The sequence below is a fragment of the Micromonospora sp. WMMC250 genome, from assembly GCF_027460215.1.
GTDB classification, from domain to species: domain Bacteria; phylum Actinomycetota; class Actinomycetes; order Mycobacteriales; family Micromonosporaceae; genus Micromonospora; species Micromonospora taraxaci.
In genome coordinates, this window is the sequence record NZ_JAPZBJ010000002.1 from 823542 (window position 1) to 840136 (window position 16595).

Below are 16595 nucleotides of genomic sequence, written 5' to 3' on the forward strand. Positions count from 1 at the left end.
TAACCGGGCCGGTGGGGGAGCGGCGCCTGACCCGGGCGAGACGATCATCCCTTCTCCGCGCCGCTGGTCAGCCCCTCGGTGAGTAGTCGCTCGCTGGCGAAGAAGAGGATCACGATGGGCACCGTGAGGACGACCGACCCGGCCATCAGCACGGTCTTGGGGACCTCCACCCCGTCGGCGAGCAGGGACAACCCCAACGACACCGTCCACCGGTTGGGCTTGTCGACAAGGAACAGCAGGGCGAAGAGGAACTCGTTCCAGGCGATCATGAAGTCGTACAGGGCGACCGCCATGATCGATGGTGCGGCGAGGGGCAGGCTGACCCGCCGGATGATGCCCAGCCGACCGGCCCCGTCGATGGCGGCGGACTCCTCCAGACTGACCGGGATCGTCTCGAAGTAGTTCTTCAACATGTAGACCGACACCGGCAACGTCTGCGAGATGTAGACCAGCACCAGACCGAACAGGGAGCCGCGCAGCCCGGCCTGGGTGAAGACCACGAACAGGGGGATCGCGATGACGATCGACGGGAACAGGTAGACCGCGAGGAACAGGAAATCGACCTGCCGTCGGCCGAAGAACCGCAGCCGGGCCACCGCATACGCGCCGGGGATAGCCACCAGCAGGGTGAGCACGGTAGCCGCGACCGCGACCAGCCCGCTGTTGCGAATGAAGGTCAGGAATCCCTGGCCGCCGTCGTCGGTGGCCCTGAGGACCTCGGCGTACGTGGCGACGGTCAGCTCACCGAAGCCGACCACGAGTGCGCCCGGGTCGAGCAGCAGACGCTCGATGGGACGCACCGAGAGCACCAGCATGTAGTAGAAGGGGAAGACGGTGACCACCAGGAACGCGGCGATCACCAGGCGGCGCAGCCAGCGCAGGCTCACCGTCTCGATGACGTCCCGGTCCATCAGCTCACCCTCCGTCCGAAGAAGCGCAGGTAGATCAGCACGAACACGATGAGCACCACGGCCAGAACGACCGCCTGCGCGGCCGCCGCCCCGATGTCGGTACGGGCGGTGAGGAACTCGTACACCCGCACGCTGACCACCTCGGTGCCCGCCGCGCCGCCGGTGAGCAGGTAGACGTCGTCGAACTTGTTGAACGTCATGATGAAGCGCAGGACGCCCAGCAGGGCGATCACCGACAGCAGTTGCGGCAGCAGGATGTGTCGGAAGCGTTGGGTGGGGGTGGCCCCGTCGACGCGGGCGGCCTCCTCCAACTCACCGGGCACCGCCTGGAGTCGGGCCAGCAGGAACAGAAAGGCGAACGGGAAGTACCGCCACGCCTCGAACACGATCACGGTGGTCAGCGCTGTCGACTCCTGGGACAGGAACGGCACCGGGGCGTCCCAGCCGAGCAGCCGCTGACCCCACGCGTTGACGATGCCGAGCTGCGGGTCGAGCATCACCTGCCAGACGAAGGTCACCGCGACCACCGGCGCCACGTACGGCAGCAGCATGGACGCCCGGACCAGGGTGCGGCCCCGGAACGGCCGACGGACCACCAGCGCGGCGACCAGGCCGAGCGCTATCGACCCGACGGTGCCGCCGATGCTGTAGACCACAGTGGTCCAGAGCGTGTCGGCGAACCCGGGGGTGTGCAGCACCCGGTCGATGTTGTCCATGGTGAACTCGCCGAACAGGCCGGTCTTGCGCAGGGTGGCGAGCCGGACCCGCTGGAAGGCGAGCACCACCGTCCACACGATCGGGATGCCGATCACGGCGATCGTGACGAGCAGTGTCGGTGCGACCAGCCCGAGCCCGGCACGGGACTCGCGGCGGCGCAGGGTCATCGGTCGGCGGCGGGTCCGCCCCGGCCGCTCCCGGGTGGGGGAGCGGCCGGGGCCGGGCGCGGTCGTGGTCAATTGACGCCGGCCTTGATCGCGTCCACGTCCTTCTTGGCGCGGTTGGCGGTGGCTGCCGCGTCGGACTTGCCGGAGACGAGGTCGCCCAGCACCTTGGGCACCGGCAACTCCCCGAGCATCGCGCCGACCAGCTTGCCCTGCCCCTGGCTGAGCCCCCACCGGCCGAAGGTGTCCGGGCTGCGGCGCAGCGTGGCCAACACCTCGTCGCCGTACACGTCGGCGAGGGGCCTCTTCGCGTCCACGCCTGCCTGGCTGGTGTTCCAGGCGGTCAGGAACGCCTCCGGCTCGGCCGGGGTGCCCTTGCGGACCGGGAAGCGGCCCTCGGGGGACATGCCGAACCAACGCGGGTAGCCGTCGCCGAGCATGTACTCCACGAAGGACGTCGCCGGTTCGGTCACCGCGCCGTCCAGCACGGCCCAGGAGCTGATCTCTCCGTACTGGGCCGGCTCGGTGCCGTTCGGGCCCTTGATCGCGGTGACGAACCCGCTGTTCTTCGCGAGGAAACCCGGGTCGGCCTGGCACTGCGGGCAGGTCGGCTTGGCGTCGTTACGCAGCCCGGCCAGCTCATCGAGGATGAACGGCGACCAGATCACCATGGCGGCCTTGCCGGCGAAGTAGGTGGCCCGGGTGGTGTCCACGTCCTGCGCGCCCTTCACCGAGCTGGTGCGGATCAGGTCGCCGTAGAAGCGGAACGCCTCGACGCACTGGGGCGAGTCCAGGGTGATCTTCCCGGAGTCGTCGGTGAGCTGACAGTCGTTGGCCAGCGCCAGGTGCTCGAAGGTCTGTTGGGTGAACACGTCGCTGGGGGCGGTCGCCGCGGTGATCCCGGCGACGCCACCGGTGTTCAGCGCCGCCGCGGCGGCGGTGATCCGCTCGTACGTGTCGGGGGCGGGCAGGTTGGCGGCGGCGAACAGGTCCTTGCGGTAGACGAGCAGTTGCCCCCACCCGTCGCTGGGCACGGAGAGCTGTGTGCCGTTGTCGGACGTGAGCTCCAGCGCTCGCGGTGAGAACGTCTGCCGGCCCAGCCGGTCGACGACCTCCGCGTTCGCCGAGGTGTGCAGCAGCTCGTTGCCGGCGAGCGTACGGATGCCGGCGAGGGAGACCGACCCGACCACGTCGGGCAGGTCGCCGGCGGCGGCGTTGGCGGCGATCAGGGAGGGGAACTGGTCCTCGTTGACGGTCACGAGGTCTACCTGGATCCCGGTCTTCGCGGTGAAGTCCGCGATGATCGCCTTGGTGGCGGTCACCCGGTCGGCGACGTCCTCCAGGCTCCAGACGGTGATCTTCTTGCTGTTGCTGTCCGACGTGTCGTCGCCGCAGGCCAGCAGGGTGGACGTGGTCAGTGCCAGGATCACTGTGGTGGCGAGTATCCGCCTCGGAGGTGCTGACATCGGTGGCACTCCTCTCGAAGGGTACATGACGGATTCAACGCCTTCGATTGATCAATGACAAGACATATGGCGATTTTTTGCTATCCTGGAGCCCAGTGCTACCGGGATGTGACTCATGGTCAATTGGGTTGTCTCTCTCGCCGGGCCTCGACGGATCAGCCTCGAGCCCTGCCCCCCGGATCCGCTCGGCCCCGGCCAGGTTCGTGTGCGCACCTGCTACTCGGGCATCTCCGCCGGCACCGAGCTGACCCTCTACCGGGGCAGCAATCCCCGGCTCAGCAAGGACTGGGACGACGCCGCCCGGATGTTCGTCCCCCGACAGACGCCGGTGCCCTACCCGCTGATCGGCTTCGGCTACGAGGAGGTCGGCGAGGTCGTCGAGGTGGCGCCGGAGGTCACCGACCGGCACCCGGGGCAACTGGTCTGGGGCATCTGGGGGCACCGGGCCGAGGCCGTGCTCGCCGCCGAGGCGGTCCGTCCGCTCCCCGCCGGGCTGGACCCGCTCGCCGCGGTCTTCGCCCGGCCCGGCGCCATCGCCCTGACCGCCGTGCTCGCCGGCGACCTGCACCTCGGCGACTGGGTAGGAGTCTTCGGGCAGGGCGTCATCGGCCTGCTCGCCACCCGACTCGCGGTGCTCTCCGGGGCCCGGGTGGTGGCCGTCGACCCGGTGGCCGACCGGCTGGACCACGCCGCGCGATACGGTGCCTCATCCACAGTGGACGCCCGTGTCGAATCCGCCGCCGCCGCGCTGCGCCGGGCCACCGACGGCCGGGGCGCGGACGTCTGCCTGGAGTTGTCCGGAGCGTACCCGGCGTTGCACGAGGCGATCCGATCCACCGCACACGCCGGACGGGTCGTCGCCGCCGGTTTCTACCAGGGCCAGGCCGACGCGCTCGGCCTCGGCGAGGAGTTCCACCACAACCGCATCCAGTTGGTGGCCGCCCAGGTCTCCGGGCCCACCCCCGCGCCGAGCATGGCCGGGCGGTGGACCGGGGACCGGGTCGCGCAGACCTTCATGGACCTGGTGGCCGACCGCAGCGTCGATCCGTTGCCGCTGGTCAGCCACATCGTCGACGCCAGCGCCGTCGCCGACGCCCTCGCGCTGCTCGACCGCGGCGCCGGTGACGTCCTCCAAGTGGTGCTGAGGTTCTAGATGACCACCATCGCGCTGGCCTGCCAGGAACAACTCCTGCCGGGCACCAACCTGATCCAGAAGTACGCCCTCGCGACCGCCCTCGGCTACCAGGGCATCGAACTACGCGGACGCGGTGACCTCGCGTTCGCCCGCCGGCTGCCGGAACTGCGTCGGGCCCGCGCCGCCGGCGTGGTGATGCCCACCGTCTGCGTCGAGATGGACCACTTCATCGGCGACTTCGACAGTGATCGTTCCGCCGACGCCGTCCGCAACCTGCGCTCCCAACTCTCGGTGATCGGCGAGCTGGGCGGTGTCGGGGTGATGACACCGGCATCCTGGGGGATGTTCTCCCGGCGGCTACCGCCGTTCGAGCCGCCCCGCCCGCCCGCCGGCGACCGGCAGGTCCTCCTCGACGCCCTCGGCGAACTGGGTGAGCACGCCCAGGCCGAGGGCGTCACCCTCTTCCTGGAACCCCTCAACCGGTACGAGGACCACATGGTCAACCGTCTCGACGAGGCGGTGGCGCTCTGCGCCGCACTCGCCCTGCCCTCGGTCCGGGTGGTCGCCGACACGTTTCACATGAACATCGAGGAGGACGACGTGCACCGCGCCCTGCGCGCCGCCGCGCCCTACCTCGGGCACGTACAGGTCAGCGACTCCAACCGCCACCAGCCGGGCGCGGGGCACCTGGACTGGCCGGCGTTGGTACGGACCCTGCTGGAGCTGGACTACCGGGGTTGGCTCGCACTGGAGTGCCGACTGCGCGGCGACCCGGTCCGGGCCCTTCAGGAGGCCGCCACGGTGCTGCGGCACGCGCTGCCCCGGCGGGCCGCCGCGTGACCGCCGACGCCGGGGCGACACGCGCCGCCCCCACCCGCACCGGCGGCCCCGCCGAACCGGCCGCGCTGCGCCGTCTCGCTGTCGACACGCTCGACGCCAACTGGGAACACGACCACACGGTGCCGTCGCGCACCCTCTACCCGCACCAGTGGAGCTGGGACTCAGCGTTCATCGCGATCGGGCTCGCCCAGGTCCGCCCCGAACGGGCCTGGAGGGAGTTGGCGAGCCTGTTCCGGGCCCAGTGGGCCGACGGGAGGGTGCCGCACATCGTGTTCAACCCGACGCTGCGCGTCGGCGCGTACTTCCCGGGCCCGGAGATGTGGCGCAGCGCGAAGGCACAGGGCACCCCTGCCGTGGACACGTCAGGGCTCGTCCAGCCGCCGGTGCACGCGCTCGCCGCGCTGCTGGCGTACCGGCGGGCACCCGAGGCGGCCGGCCTGGCCGCGCTACGCCGCCTCTATCCCGCCCTCGTCGCCCAGCAGCGCTACCTGGCCGACCGGCGTGACGTTGCCGGTGACGGACTCGTCTGCGTCGTGCACCCGTGGGAGTCCGGGTTGGACAACAGCCCCGCCTGGGACGCTCCGATGGCCGCGGTGCCGGCCGAGGCGGCGGTGATGCGCGCGTACCGCCGACACGACACCGCGCACGCCGACGCCGCGCACCGCCCCACGGACCTGGACTACGCGCGCTACCTGGCGATCGTCGCCGCCTACCGCGAGCACGGCTACGCCGACCGCCACCTCGCCGACGACCATCCGTTCCTGGTCGAGTGTCCGCTGTTCAACGCGGCCTTCGGGTCCGCCGAGCACGCGCTCGCCGAGATCGCCGCGCTCCTCGGGCACGACCCCGGGCCGCACCGGGCCCGCGCGGCCCGGATCACCGAAGCCCTGGTACGACGGCTCTACGACCCGACCACGGGTACGTTCCAACCCCGCGACCTGCGTACCGGCCGGCTGATCGGCGCCCGTACCGTGCTCGGGCTTACCCCACTGGTCCTGCCCGACCTGCCGACCCGACAGGTCGACGCGCTGGTGGTCGAGGCCCGGTCGGCACGCTTCGGGGTGGCCCGGCACATGGAGCGGCCGTTGCCCACCTACGACCGCACCGCGCCGGACTTCGAGCCGCTGCGCTACTGGCGGGGGCCGAGCTGGCTGAACATCGGTTGGCTGGTCCGGCGCGGGCTGCTCACGCACGGGCACCCGGAGCTGGCCGCCGGCCTGCGCCACTCGATGATCGGTCTGGTCGCCGGGGCCGGCTGCCACGAGTACTTCCATCCGGACACCGGCGTCGGACTGGGCTCACCGGCGTTCAGCTGGACCGCAGCGCTGGTGCTCGACCTGCTGAGGGAGTGAGTCCGCTCCGGCTACGGGTGGTAGCGTGCCCGGTCCGCCGGCCGGAAGGAACATCGTGCGCGAGATCGACAAGGTGGCCTGGATCCTCATCGAGGACGGACGGGTGCTGAGCACCCGGTCGGAGGGCAAGGACGTCTGGTATCTGCCCGGCGGCAAGCGCGAGCCGGGCGAGACCGACCTGGAGACCCTGCGCCGGGAGGTCCAGGAGGAGTTGAGCGTCGACGTGGACGTGCGCGGAGCGGTGCACATCGGCACCTTCACCGCTCAGGCGCACAGTCACGCGGCCGGCATCACCGTACGCATGACCTGCTACCGCGCCGGATATCGGGGACAGTTGCAGCCGGCGAGCGAGATCGCCGAGATGGCCTGGCTGGGGTACGCCGACCGGCACCGCACCTCGGCCGTCGACCAGATCATCTTCGACCACCTCCTGGCGGGGGACCTGCTGCGCTGAGGGCGCAGTTTGTCGACGCCGGCCGGGGGTAACCGCCCGGACGTGACCGACGGCGACGGCTTTCCGTACTTCATCGACGCGGTGTCCCGTCGGTCCGGCCTGCCGACCGAGCAGGCCGCCGCGCTCGCCCGCGCCGTCCTCCAGACGATGGCCGAACGGGTGACCGGTGGCGCGCCCGACGACCTCGTGACCCACCTTCCGAACAACGTGGGCGGTTATCTGACCGGCCCGGCCGGCCCCGGCGGCCCGGTTCCGGATGTGCCTGACGGTCCTGCCCTGGCTGGGGCCGGTGGTCCGGTCCCGGACGGGGCGGGTGGTCCGGTCCCGGAGGCAGCCGGGACCAGTGGCCCTGCCCGGGGTGGGCCTGGGGTCGACGGCCCGGATGGGTTGAACACCGGGGTGAGTCTGCACGTCGGTGGCAGCGGTGCGGGTCCACCGCGAACGAACGCCGGGCCGGCGGAGTTTCTCCGCCTGGTGGAACAGCGTGCCGGGGTGGATCCGGCGGCCGCCCGGGCCGGAACCGGAGCCGTCTTCGCGACGTTGCGCGAGACGATGACCGTACGGGAGTTCCGGGAGATGGTGGCGCGACTGCCGCGCGACGACGGCGGGCCGGCACCCAGGCGGTACGGGCCCTGACGGCGGCCCGTGTGCGGTCGAGCTCGGCCTGATCAACTCGTGTTCCTTGAAACCGCCGCATCGTCGTGAGCAGGACACCCCACCTTCCTGGAACCTGAGTCGATCACCCACCCGGGGAAGGGCGCCGGTGTCGTGATTGGCCGGACTGACCGGGTTTCGGCGTGGTACGAGTGCTCGGTGGATCCTGACGATCGCCGCCGACACGGCATCAGCCGCGCCCGGCGTGGTGCGGTGAAACGCGTCAAGACGGCCGTCGCGCAGATCGGCAGTCGCGGCGGCCGGGCGGGCCGACTACGGCTCAACCAGTTGGAGGCCGCCCTGGTCATCTCGGTACAGGCCGGGCTGGCCGCGGCACTGGCCTGGTCGATCGGGCACGACCTGCTGGGCAACCCCGCACCGATCTTCGCCCCCTCCGCCGCGGTGGGCACGATCGTCGCCGCGCTGGGCCAACGCGCCCACCGGACCATCGAACTGCTGCTCGGTGTCGGCCTCGGCATCGCCACCACCGACCTCCTGTTGAGCTTTCTGGGCACCGGGTTCTGGCAGACCGGATTCGTCGTCGGGTTTGCCGTCCTCGCGACGCTCGTGCTGTTCGGGCGCAGCGGTGCTGCCGTCGGCCAGGCCGGCGGTACGGCGGTGCTGCTCGCGACCCTCGCCCCGGCACAGAACGACCTCGAATGGCCGCGGATCGTCGAGGCGATGGTCGGCGGCGCGGTGGGCCTCGTGGTGGTCGCGTTGCTGGTGCCGTTGAACCCGATGCGGATCCTCGACCGGGACGCGGCGCCGATCTACCAGCGGCTCGCCGGTCAGCTCCGGGAGGTGTCCGGCGCACTGACGACGGGGGACCAGCCGCGGGCGATTCGCGCCCTCGATCTCCTTCGCGACATGGGTCCCGCGTTGGACCGGATGCACCAGGCGCTCAGCGGTGCCGAAGAGGTGGTGGGCCTGGCCCCTGCCCGGTGGTTGCGCCGGCAGGATGTGGAGCGGTTCGCGCGGGCGAGTCAGCAGGTCGAACGCGTCATCGAACACAGCCGTGGGGTCGCCCGCCGATCGGCGATGGCACTGCAGTACCGCGAGCGTATTCCCCCAGAGCTGTCCGCCAGCGTCGGACGGCTCGCCGACGCGGTCGAACTGCTGCGCCGCGAGCATCGCGCCGGCCGTCCGACCGAGAGGACCCACCGGGCGGTACGCGACGCCGTCTTCCGGGCGGGCCGTGCCCGCGCCCAGGGCGTCGACGAGTTCGGCGACGCCGTGGTGACCCAGCTGCGTACCGCTGCCAGCGACCTCCTCCGTGCGATCGGGTACGACGCGACGTCAGCTAACGACGAGGTGCGCAGGGCGGTGCAGGACGGCGAAGCCTCTCTGCACCCGGGCGCGTGAGGCCGGCGGCTCCGGGCGGGTGAGGCTGGCGGCTCAGCGCGTGCCCGGCCGGCGGCTCAGCGCGTGCCCGGCCGGCGGCTCAGCGCGTGCCCGGCCGGCGGCTCAGCGCGTGCCCGGCCGGTCCGTGAGGGTGTCGTCGCCGAAGGCGGCGGTGAGGGCCCTCGCGATCAGGTCGGGCAGCTCGCTTCGTCCGTCGTCCTCGGCCCACCGCACGAGCGCCGTGTGCATGACGGCCAGGCAGGCGCTCGCCGCCGCGTGGGCGTGGAACGCGGCGTCGGGATCGGTGGTGTCGTCCCCGAGCGCGGTGACGATGGCCTGCTGGAGCGCGTACGTGTTGTCCAGGTGCTTGGCCCGCAGGGCCGGCGTCGAGATCATGAGCCGGAGTCGGGCGAGCAGGAACTGCCCGCTCGCGGAGAGACCGCTTCCGCCGTGGCCGCCGGTCAGTGTCGTCGTCGATTCGATCAGCGCGCCGCCGATGCGTCGTACCAGGGGCTGGGTGGCGGGTGACGCGGCGATCCGGTCCGCGACGAGTTGGGCGTGCTGGTCGATGAGGACGAGGTCCTCCTTCGTGGGGAAGTGCCGATAGACGGTCATCGGGGACACCCCAGCGGCCTCGGCGACGTCGTTCACGGTGGTGGCGTCGTACCCGCGTTCGGTGAACAGTCGCACCGCGTGCGCCTGGATCGCGCGTTGCGTCTCGGCTCGGCGGTGAGCGCGCAGGGTCGACTGCTGATCGGGCATGTGATAGACACTACCTCAGTGGTAGTCACTACCAGATTGGTAGCGACTAACGTATTCGTGAGGTGGTTGACATGGGCGATCTGACCGGCACAACGGCTCTGGTGACCGGCGCGTCGCGCGGCGTCGGCCAGGCGATCGCGGTCCGCCTGGCGGCGAGCGGCGCGATGGTCATCGTCCACTTCGGCACCGACGAGGACGGTGCGATGGCGACGGTCGGTGAGATCGAGCGCGCCGGCGGAACCGCGCTCGCCGTAGGCGCGGAACTGGGCGTGGACGACGACGTCGAGACCCTCTTCGCGGCAGTGGAGACCGCCCTGGCCGGGCGTCCACTCGACATCCTCGTCAACAACGCGGCCACCGCACCGGCCGGCCCGCTCGGCGTCACGACGCGGGCGCAGTTCGACCACCTCTTCGCGGTGAACGTGCGAGCGCCGTACTTCATCTGCCAGCGAGCGTTGCCTCTGCTGCGCGACGGTGGACGCATCATCACGATCTCGTCGGTGGCGACCCGGATGGCCAACACCACGCAGACGTCCTTCGCCATGACGAAGGGCGCGGTCGAGACGATGAGCATGACCTTGGCCAACCAGGTCGGGGTCCGGGGGATCACCGTCAACGCGGTCGCCCCCGGCGCCACCCGCACGGCGACCAACGGGCCGACCTTCGAAGCGCCGGGCCTCGCCGACCTCATCGCCGCGACGACAGCCCTGAACCGGTTGGGAGCACCCGACGACGTCGCCGAGGTGGTCGCCTTCCTCGCCTCCGACGCCGCCCGCTGGGTCACCGGCCAGGTCATCGACGCGAGCGGCGGCCTGTTCCTCGGGCCACGCTTCTGATCACCGCTCGGCGGCGTCCGCCTTGGATAGGTCGTCCGGCTCGCTGATCCAGGCGGAGAAGACCGGCAGCCCGTGCCACGGCCCGGTGACACCGCCGACCCGGGTGTCCGTGGCGACGGCCACCACCGCGTACGGGTGGCCGAAGCGCAGCTCGGCCGTGCGTGCGACGCCCTCGGGCGGCAGGCTGGTCCGCGCGAACATGCCGGTCACCGCCGCCGCCTCGAAGCCGTACCTGTCGAAGCGGGCCACCGCCGACTGCCGGGCCTCGAAGCCCTCCACAGGGGTCGCCAGCGCCTTCGCCAGCGTCGCGGTCGCGGCCGGGAAGCCGAGCGTCGGAGCAACCAGGTCGTGGTCGCTACGGGCCGACCAGCAGGGGAGTACGGCGTGGTGCCGCTCCTCGCGGCCGTCGCGGGCCTGGGTCCGCACCCGCTCCTCGCGCACCGTCCAGAGCGGAGCGTTGCCGAGGGGCAGGTCGAACAGCGAGCGGGCGCCCGCCGGCGGCGCGCTGTCGGCCGCGCCGGCACCGAGGTCGTACGCGACGGCCAGCACCTCGGCCGGCGACACCTGCGGCGCGGCGGCCACCGAGAGGACCACCAGCCCCGCTCCGTCGGTCGTCTGGGCCGGGGCGGCGTGCACGATCACGTCACCGGCGCGCGTGGTCGACACGATGGCGCACCGGTGGCCGTGGCTCGGGCTGCGCAGCGCCCGCCGAAGCTGTCCCGCCCAGGGGCTGCCGGCACCGAGGTCGCGGGCGTCGGCCACGTCGAACGGGGTCGCCCAGGACACCCGGGTGGCCAGCGCGCTGGCCAGGGCGAAGACCACGTCCGGGTCGACCGTCAACGGAAACGTCTCGATCAGACCGTCGGTGTGCGCACGCGCCCACGCGTCCAGGCCGGCCTGATCGGGCAGCACGCCGACCTCGGTGCTCCGGGGCAGCGCGGCCCGCCACCCGCCCGCCCCGACGTCGCTCCGCCCCGACCGTTGCCAGAGCGCGGTGGCGGACCTGACCAGCGGGTGCGGCGAATCCAGCAGCGCGCGGGCGGCCTCGGCGGCACCGGCCAGGTCGGTGCCCAGAGCGCGGGCCAGATCCTCGGCGGCCGGGTCGTCGTCGGCGGCAGTCGCGGCGCAGACCGCGAGCAGTAGCCAGGCGCCGAGCGGAGAGGCGACGTGGTGCGCGTCGCCCGCCGTGGCGTGCAACCGTGCGGCGTACGCGGACAGCGGCCCGTGCAGATCAGTCGTCATGCCCCCACTCTGCCCGCCGGCCCGGTTCACGACCACAGCTCGAACGGCTCGTCGATCTCCTCGCCGTCGAGGAAGGGGGTGATCAGCCGGGGAAGGTGCCCGGGATAGAACCGCAGCGTGCTGGCGACCACCTCGTGCAGCGGCCACCAGCGGAACCCGAAGTAGTCCTCCCGCTCGTAGTCGAGCCGGTGTGTCTCGTCCACGTCGGGACCGGGGCCCCCCAGCCGTACGGTGACGACCACCTCGTCCTGCACGTGCCGTACCTGGCGGTGCAGGAAAGTAGCCCGGCGACGCCAGGTCGGCGAACCGACCTGGTCGGCGGCGACCACGATGCCGGTCTCCTCGCGCAGCTCCCGTACGGCGGTGTCGCGATAGGTCTCCCCGGGATCCATGCCACCGCCCGGCAGTTCCCACCAGGTGCCCAGCCGGGGATGGTCGGGGTCGCGGGTGTGGAACAGCAACACCCGGTCGGTGCTGTCCGTGACCACCACCCGCACCGCGCGTCGCTCCAGGATCGGCAGGTCGCGGGGCACCTCGTTCATCGGGCCAGTCTCTCGCACCGGCCGCTCGCGCGGCGGGTAGGCTGCCCGCCGTGGCTGGTCTGTTGAGGAATGTCGCGGCTCGCATCTCCCGGGTGGGCGCGGTGATCCCGTCGCCCCGACGCAGCGGGCCCGCCCCCGCACAGGTGGCGCGCCGCCGTCAGGTGAGCGCGTTGCAGCGCCGGGAGCTGACCTACGCCCCGGAGCGCGACGGGCAGGCCGACCCGGGTGAGATCGTCTGGACGTGGGTGCCGTACGAGGACGACCCCCGGCAGGGCAAGGACCGGCCGGTGCTGGTCGTCGGGCGGCACAGCCGGACGCTGTTCGGGCTGATGTTGTCCAGCCAGAGTGAGCGCGACGGGCAGCGCCACTGGTTCGCGCTCGGGCCGGGCGAGTGGGACCGGGACAACCGGCCGAGCTGGGTTCGGTTGGACCGGGTGCTCACCATGCGCGAGGACAGCATCCGCCGCGAGGGCGCCGTACTGGACCGGCCTCGGTTCGACCGGGTCGGGCAGGCGCTGCGCGCCGGCTACGGCTGGCGTTGAGCCTCGCGCTGGCCGCTGGCGAAGCGGCTGGCAGCTGATCCGCGCACCGGTCGGGGAGCGAGGCTGACCGCGCGCCCTGTAGAGCTGCCCCAGATGTGGGGCAGGGGCGGGGCGGGGGGCAGGGCGGGGCCGGGGGCAGGGCGGGGCTGGCGTTGGCCGGGCGCCGGGCGCCGGGCTGAGCACAGAGCTGCCCCACCGATGGGGCAGCTCTACAGGGCAACAGATAGGTGCCACGGGTCAGGCCGGGCGGCGGCTGCGGTCGGTCAGGCAGCTTCGCGACTCGGGCCGACCGCGGCGCTGCGCGCGTCCGGCGGCGGGTACGGCTGCTCGCCGAGCAGTCGGGCGAGGTGTGCGCTGTTGAGCGCCAGTGCCTTGGTGGTGCGGCCGGTGGTGTCCGGTTTCGGGCCGGCGTCGCGGTAGTCCACAGTGTGCAGCGCCTCGCCGACCCAGTAGGTGGCGGCGGCGGCCGCGAGGGTGAACCCGACCTCGTTGAGTGCCTGCTGCACCTGGCCGATCGTGTGGTGCGCGCCGTCCTCGTTGCCGACGACGGCCACACCGGCGACCTTGCCGTAGGTCAGGAGCCGGCCCTCGTCGTCGGTCTCGGAGAGTTCGGCGTCGAGCCGTTCGAGGACCATCTTGCAGACGCTCGACGGCTGGCCGAGCCAGATCGGTGTGGCGATGACGAGCACCTGGGCCGCCAGCAGCTTGGCGCGGATCGCCGGCCATCCGTCGCCGTCGCCCTCGTCGGTGGACACCCCGAAGCGCACGTCGTGGTCGACGACCCGGATCAGTTCGCCCTCCACGCCCTGCGCGGCCAACTCGGCGAGCACCTCCCGGCCGAGTTGCTCGGCACTGGACGGCGCGGGCGACGGCTTGAGGGTGCAGTTGAGTACGAGGGCGCGGATGCTCGCCACGTCGATTCCCTTCGGCCGTCGAGTGAGGTTGCCTTTCCGCATACCCCGACGCCGTCCCGGGACACCTCCGCACGATTAATGCGCTGGGCGGGTCCGCCGGTCGGTGGCATGGTGACCCGATGATCGAGGACGTCCCGCGGCGGGTGGCCGAGCAGGTCCGGGCAGACTTCGGCCTCAACATCTCCGCGCTGGAGCCGGTGACCCACGGGGCGGACCAGCACGCCCGCCTGTGGCTGGCCACAACTCTCGACGGTGGGCGGTACGCGGTCAAACTGAGCGGCGGTGGCACCGCCGCCGGTCTGGTCGTCACGGCGTACCTGGCCGATCAGGGGGTGCCGGGGATCGCCGCGCCGCTGCGGACCCGGGACGGTGGGCTGGCCGTCGACCACGACGGGTGTCGCCTCTCGGTGGTGCCGTGGGTCTCCGACCAGCGGGCCCTCGACGGCCCGATGACCGACGCGCACTGGCGCGCGTACGGCGAGGTGCTGGCGGCCGTGCACGCGGTGCCGGTGACCGGGGAGTTGCGGCGACTGTTGCCGGCGGGCGGCGCGGCGTACCCCTCGATCGTGGCCTCGACCCGCGCGGTGGCCGAGCGGCTGCGCGACCCGGCCGGGCCGCTCGCCGCGGAGCTGGCCCGGGAGTGGTCCGCGGTGGCCGACCGCATGGACGTTCTGGTCAGGGGCGTCGAACGTCTCGCCGTCGACCGCCGGGCCCGCCTCGGCCCGGACGTGGTCTGCCACGGCGACCCGCACCTGGGAAACCTGCTGCTCGGCGCGGACGGGCAGGTCTGGTTGGTCGACTGGGACGACGCGGTGCTCGCGCCGCCCGAGTGTGACCTGATGTTCGTCGTCGGCGGGGTGCTCGCGTTCGCCCCGGTCAGCGCCTCTGCGCAGGAGGCCGCCCTCGACGGGTACGGCCCGGTCCACATCGACAGGGCCCGTCTGGCCTGGTTCCTCGCGGTCCGCGCGCTGGACGACCTGTCCGACTGGACCCGGCAGGCGTTGGATCCGGACGCCGAGGCGACCGACCGTGATCGTGCGGCGCGGATCGTGCGGGGGTTGGTGTCCGACGTCGGTCTGGTCACTCTCGCCGACATGGCGTTGCGCGACCTCGACCGGCGGAGCTGAGCGGGGACCGCGTCCGTCCGAGGGCCGGAAAACAAGAAGGACAAGGAGGTCACGCACTCCTTGCCACCTCCAACATATATCGCACCCCGGGCCTTGCCGCAAGACCCGGGGTGTGTTGCAGAATCTCCTGCCGAAGCCCAAACCTGGGAAAATCGGGGGATTTCATGATCGATGTGATTATTGCCGGCGGTGGACCGACCGGCCTGATGCTGGCCGCCGAGCTGCGACTGCACGACGTGCAGGTGCTCGTGGTGGAGAAGGACAGGGAGCCGACCCCGTTCGTCCGCTCTCTCGGCCTGCACGCGCGCAGCATCGAGGTGATGGACCAGCGCGGTCTGCTGGAGCGGTTCCTCGCGCTCGGCCAGCAGCACCCGGTCGGTGGCTTCTTCGCCGCCATTCCCAAACCGTCGCCGGGCGGGCTGGACACCGCACACGCCTACGTCCTCGGCATTCCGCAGACCACCACCGACCGGCTGCTGGCCGAGCACGCCGGCGAGGTCGGCGTCGAGATCCGGCGGGGCTGCGAACTGACCGGCCTCAGCCAGGACGAGCACGGGGTGACGGTGGAACTCGACGACGGCACGCGGGTGCGATCGCGGTACCTCGTCGGCTGCGACGGCGGTCGCAGCACCGTCCGCAAACTGCTCGGCGTCGGCTTTCCCGGCGAGCCCAGCGAGGTCGAGTCACTGCTCGGCGAGATGGAGGTGGGCGTGGCGCCGCAAACGGTCGCCGACGTGGTGGCCGAGGTCCGCAAGACCCACCTTCGCTTCGGTCTCGGACCGCTCGGCGACGGGGTCTACCGCGTCCTCGTCCCCGCCGAGGGGGTGGCCGAGGACCGGTCCGTCCCGCCGACCATCGAGGAGTTCAAAGAGCAACTCCGGGTGTACGCGGGCACCGACTTCGGCGTCCACTCACCACGCTGGCTGTCCCGCTTCGGCGACGCCACCCGGCTTGCCGAGCGCTACCGGACCGGCCGCGTGTTCCTGGCCGGCGACGCTGCGCACATCCACCCACCGACCGGTGGGCAGGGGCTCAACCTGGGCATCCAGGACGCGTTCAACCTCGGCTGGAAACTGGCCGCCGCGGTGAACGGCTGGGCGCCGGAAGGGCTGTTGGACAGCTACCACGCCGAGCGGCACCCGGTGGCTGCCGACGTGCTGACCAACACCCGCGCGCAGATGGTGTTGCTGTCGCCGGAGCCGGGGCCCCGGGCGGTGCGCCACCTGTTGTCGGAGCTGCTGGACTTCGAGGAGGTCAACCGCTTCCTGATCGAGAAGATCACCGCGATCGGGGTCCGGTACGACGTCGGTCCGGGCCACGAGCTGCTCGGTCGGCACCTGCGCGACGTACGGCTGAAGCACAACGGTCGCCTCTACGAGCTGATGCGTGGTGGCCGAGGTCTGCTGCTCGACCAGACCGGCCGGCTCTCCGTCACCGGGTGGGCGGATCGGGTCGACCACGTCGTCGACGTCAGCGACGAGCTGGACGTGCCCGCCGTGCTGCTGCGGCCGGACGGCCACGTGGCGTGGGTGGGCGACGATCAGACGGACCTGCTCGGCCTGTTGCCCAGATGGTTCGGTGCGCCCGTCGGGTGAA

General features: G+C 71.9%; 17 protein-coding genes. 10 read left to right on the plus strand and 7 right to left on the minus strand.

Translation table 11 applies throughout. The annotated features are described in order from the left end of the window. Positions 1-44: 44 nt before the first annotated feature. Genes O3438_RS03140 through O3438_RS03150 form a run of 3 tightly spaced genes read right to left on the minus strand, consistent with a single transcriptional unit; the run spans position 45 to position 3258 of the window. Positions 45-911: a carbohydrate ABC transporter permease gene (locus tag O3438_RS03140; protein WP_269678485.1), complete on the minus strand. Its 867-nt coding sequence runs from the start codon at positions 909-911 to the stop codon at positions 45-47. Further along, positions 911-1867, minus strand: a complete 957-nt coding sequence (locus O3438_RS03145) for a carbohydrate ABC transporter permease (RefSeq protein ID WP_269678486.1) — start codon at positions 1865-1867, stop codon at positions 911-913. Before O3438_RS03145 ends, O3438_RS03140 begins: the two co-directional genes overlap by 1 nt. Continuing rightward, positions 1864-3258, minus strand: coding sequence for an ABC transporter substrate-binding protein (locus O3438_RS03150; protein ID WP_269678487.1), 1395 nt, complete (start codon positions 3256-3258; stop codon positions 1864-1866). The genes O3438_RS03145 and O3438_RS03150 overlap by 4 nt, the downstream gene beginning before the upstream one ends. A gap of 115 nt (positions 3259-3373) precedes the next feature. Here O3438_RS03150 and O3438_RS03155 point away from each other — a divergent pair, with 115 nt between their 5' ends. From O3438_RS03155 to O3438_RS03180, 6 genes are all read left to right on the plus strand, one after another. Beyond that, a complete protein-coding gene (locus O3438_RS03155) occupies positions 3374-4411 on the plus strand; it encodes a zinc-dependent alcohol dehydrogenase (protein ID WP_269678488.1) in 1038 nt (345 codons plus the stop codon). Further along, positions 4412-5233: a sugar phosphate isomerase/epimerase family protein gene (locus O3438_RS03160; protein WP_269678489.1), complete on the plus strand. Its 822-nt coding sequence runs from the start codon at positions 4412-4414 to the stop codon at positions 5231-5233. It begins immediately after the preceding gene. Further along, complete coding sequence (locus O3438_RS03165; RefSeq protein ID WP_442929554.1) at positions 5230-6585, plus strand: MGH1-like glycoside hydrolase domain-containing protein; 1356 nt, start codon at positions 5230-5232, stop codon at positions 6583-6585. Before O3438_RS03160 ends, O3438_RS03165 begins: the two co-directional genes overlap by 4 nt. Positions 6586-6640: 55 nt before the next feature. Next, a complete protein-coding gene (locus O3438_RS03170) occupies positions 6641-7039 on the plus strand; it encodes an NUDIX hydrolase (protein ID WP_269678490.1) in 399 nt (132 codons plus the stop codon). A 42-nt stretch (positions 7040-7081) separates the two neighbouring features. Beyond that, on the plus strand, positions 7082-7675 hold the full coding sequence (locus O3438_RS03175; RefSeq protein WP_269678491.1) for a DUF2267 domain-containing protein: 594 nt from the start codon (positions 7082-7084) through the stop codon (positions 7673-7675). A gap of 177 nt (positions 7676-7852) precedes the next feature. Next, positions 7853-9055: an FUSC family protein gene (locus tag O3438_RS03180; RefSeq protein WP_269678492.1), complete on the plus strand. Its 1203-nt coding sequence runs from the start codon at positions 7853-7855 to the stop codon at positions 9053-9055. Between the two features lie 102 nt (positions 9056-9157). Here O3438_RS03180 and O3438_RS03185 read toward each other — a convergent pair whose 3' ends face one another. Beyond that, a complete protein-coding gene (locus O3438_RS03185) occupies positions 9158-9796 on the minus strand; it encodes a TetR/AcrR family transcriptional regulator (protein WP_269678493.1) in 639 nt (212 codons plus the stop codon). A 71-nt stretch (positions 9797-9867) separates the two neighbouring features. On the opposite strand from O3438_RS03185, the gene O3438_RS03190 reads away from it, so the two are divergent. Then, the gene (locus O3438_RS03190) at positions 9868-10632 is read left to right on the plus strand and encodes an SDR family oxidoreductase (protein WP_269678494.1); all 765 of its coding nucleotides are present in this window, start codon (positions 9868-9870) and stop codon (positions 10630-10632) included. On the opposite strand, the gene O3438_RS03195 is transcribed toward O3438_RS03190, so the two are convergent. Further along, positions 10633-11874 (minus strand): hypothetical protein, encoded by a 1242-nt coding sequence (locus O3438_RS03195; protein WP_269678495.1) that lies wholly within the window; start codon positions 11872-11874, stop codon positions 10633-10635. A gap of 26 nt (positions 11875-11900) precedes the next feature. Further along, a complete protein-coding gene (locus O3438_RS03200) occupies positions 11901-12416 on the minus strand; it encodes an NUDIX hydrolase (protein WP_269678496.1) in 516 nt (171 codons plus the stop codon). A 50-nt stretch (positions 12417-12466) separates the two neighbouring features. Here O3438_RS03200 and O3438_RS03205 point away from each other — a divergent pair, with 50 nt between their 5' ends. Next, positions 12467-12958: a type II toxin-antitoxin system PemK/MazF family toxin gene (locus O3438_RS03205; protein ID WP_088989909.1), complete on the plus strand. Its 492-nt coding sequence runs from the start codon at positions 12467-12469 to the stop codon at positions 12956-12958. 263 nt (positions 12959-13221) lie between these two features. Here O3438_RS03205 and O3438_RS03210 read toward each other — a convergent pair whose 3' ends face one another. Then, positions 13222-13872, minus strand: coding sequence for a flavodoxin family protein (locus O3438_RS03210; RefSeq protein ID WP_269678497.1), 651 nt, complete (start codon positions 13870-13872; stop codon positions 13222-13224). A gap of 119 nt (positions 13873-13991) precedes the next feature. Between O3438_RS03210 and O3438_RS03215 the strand changes: the two genes are divergently transcribed. Further along, on the plus strand, positions 13992-14999 hold the full coding sequence (locus O3438_RS03215; RefSeq protein ID WP_269678498.1) for a phosphotransferase enzyme family protein: 1008 nt from the start codon (positions 13992-13994) through the stop codon (positions 14997-14999). A 164-nt stretch (positions 15000-15163) separates the two neighbouring features. Next, positions 15164-16594: a rifampin monooxygenase gene (rox, locus tag O3438_RS03220; protein WP_269678499.1), complete on the plus strand. Its 1431-nt coding sequence runs from the start codon at positions 15164-15166 to the stop codon at positions 16592-16594. Position 16595 lies beyond the last annotated feature (1 nt).

Excerpts from the sequence above, each read along its gene's own strand:
- O3438_RS03160 (WP_269678489.1), top strand. The coding sequence starts at position 4,412 with ATGACCACCATCGCGCTGGCCTGCCAGGAACAACTCCTGCCGGGCACC.
- O3438_RS03155 (WP_269678488.1), top strand. The coding sequence starts at position 3,374 with ATGGTCAATTGGGTTGTCTCTCTCGCCGGGCCTCGACGGATCAGCCTC.
- O3438_RS03140 (WP_269678485.1), bottom strand. The coding sequence starts at position 911 with ATGGACCGGGACGTCATCGAGACGGTGAGCCTGCGCTGGCTGCGCCGC.
- O3438_RS03150 (WP_269678487.1), bottom strand. The coding sequence starts at position 3,258 with ATGTCAGCACCTCCGAGGCGGATACTCGCCACCACAGTGATCCTGGCA.
- O3438_RS03185 (WP_269678493.1), bottom strand. The coding sequence starts at position 9,796 with ATGCCCGATCAGCAGTCGACCCTGCGCGCTCACCGCCGAGCCGAGACG.
- O3438_RS03190 (WP_269678494.1), top strand. The coding sequence starts at position 9,868 with ATGGGCGATCTGACCGGCACAACGGCTCTGGTGACCGGCGCGTCGCGC.
- O3438_RS03200 (WP_269678496.1), bottom strand. The coding sequence starts at position 12,416 with ATGAACGAGGTGCCCCGCGACCTGCCGATCCTGGAGCGACGCGCGGTG.
- O3438_RS03215 (WP_269678498.1), top strand. The coding sequence starts at position 13,992 with ATGATCGAGGACGTCCCGCGGCGGGTGGCCGAGCAGGTCCGGGCAGAC.
- O3438_RS03195 (WP_269678495.1), bottom strand. The coding sequence starts at position 11,874 with ATGACGACTGATCTGCACGGGCCGCTGTCCGCGTACGCCGCACGGTTG.
- rox (WP_269678499.1), top strand. The coding sequence starts at position 15,164 with ATGATCGATGTGATTATTGCCGGCGGTGGACCGACCGGCCTGATGCTG.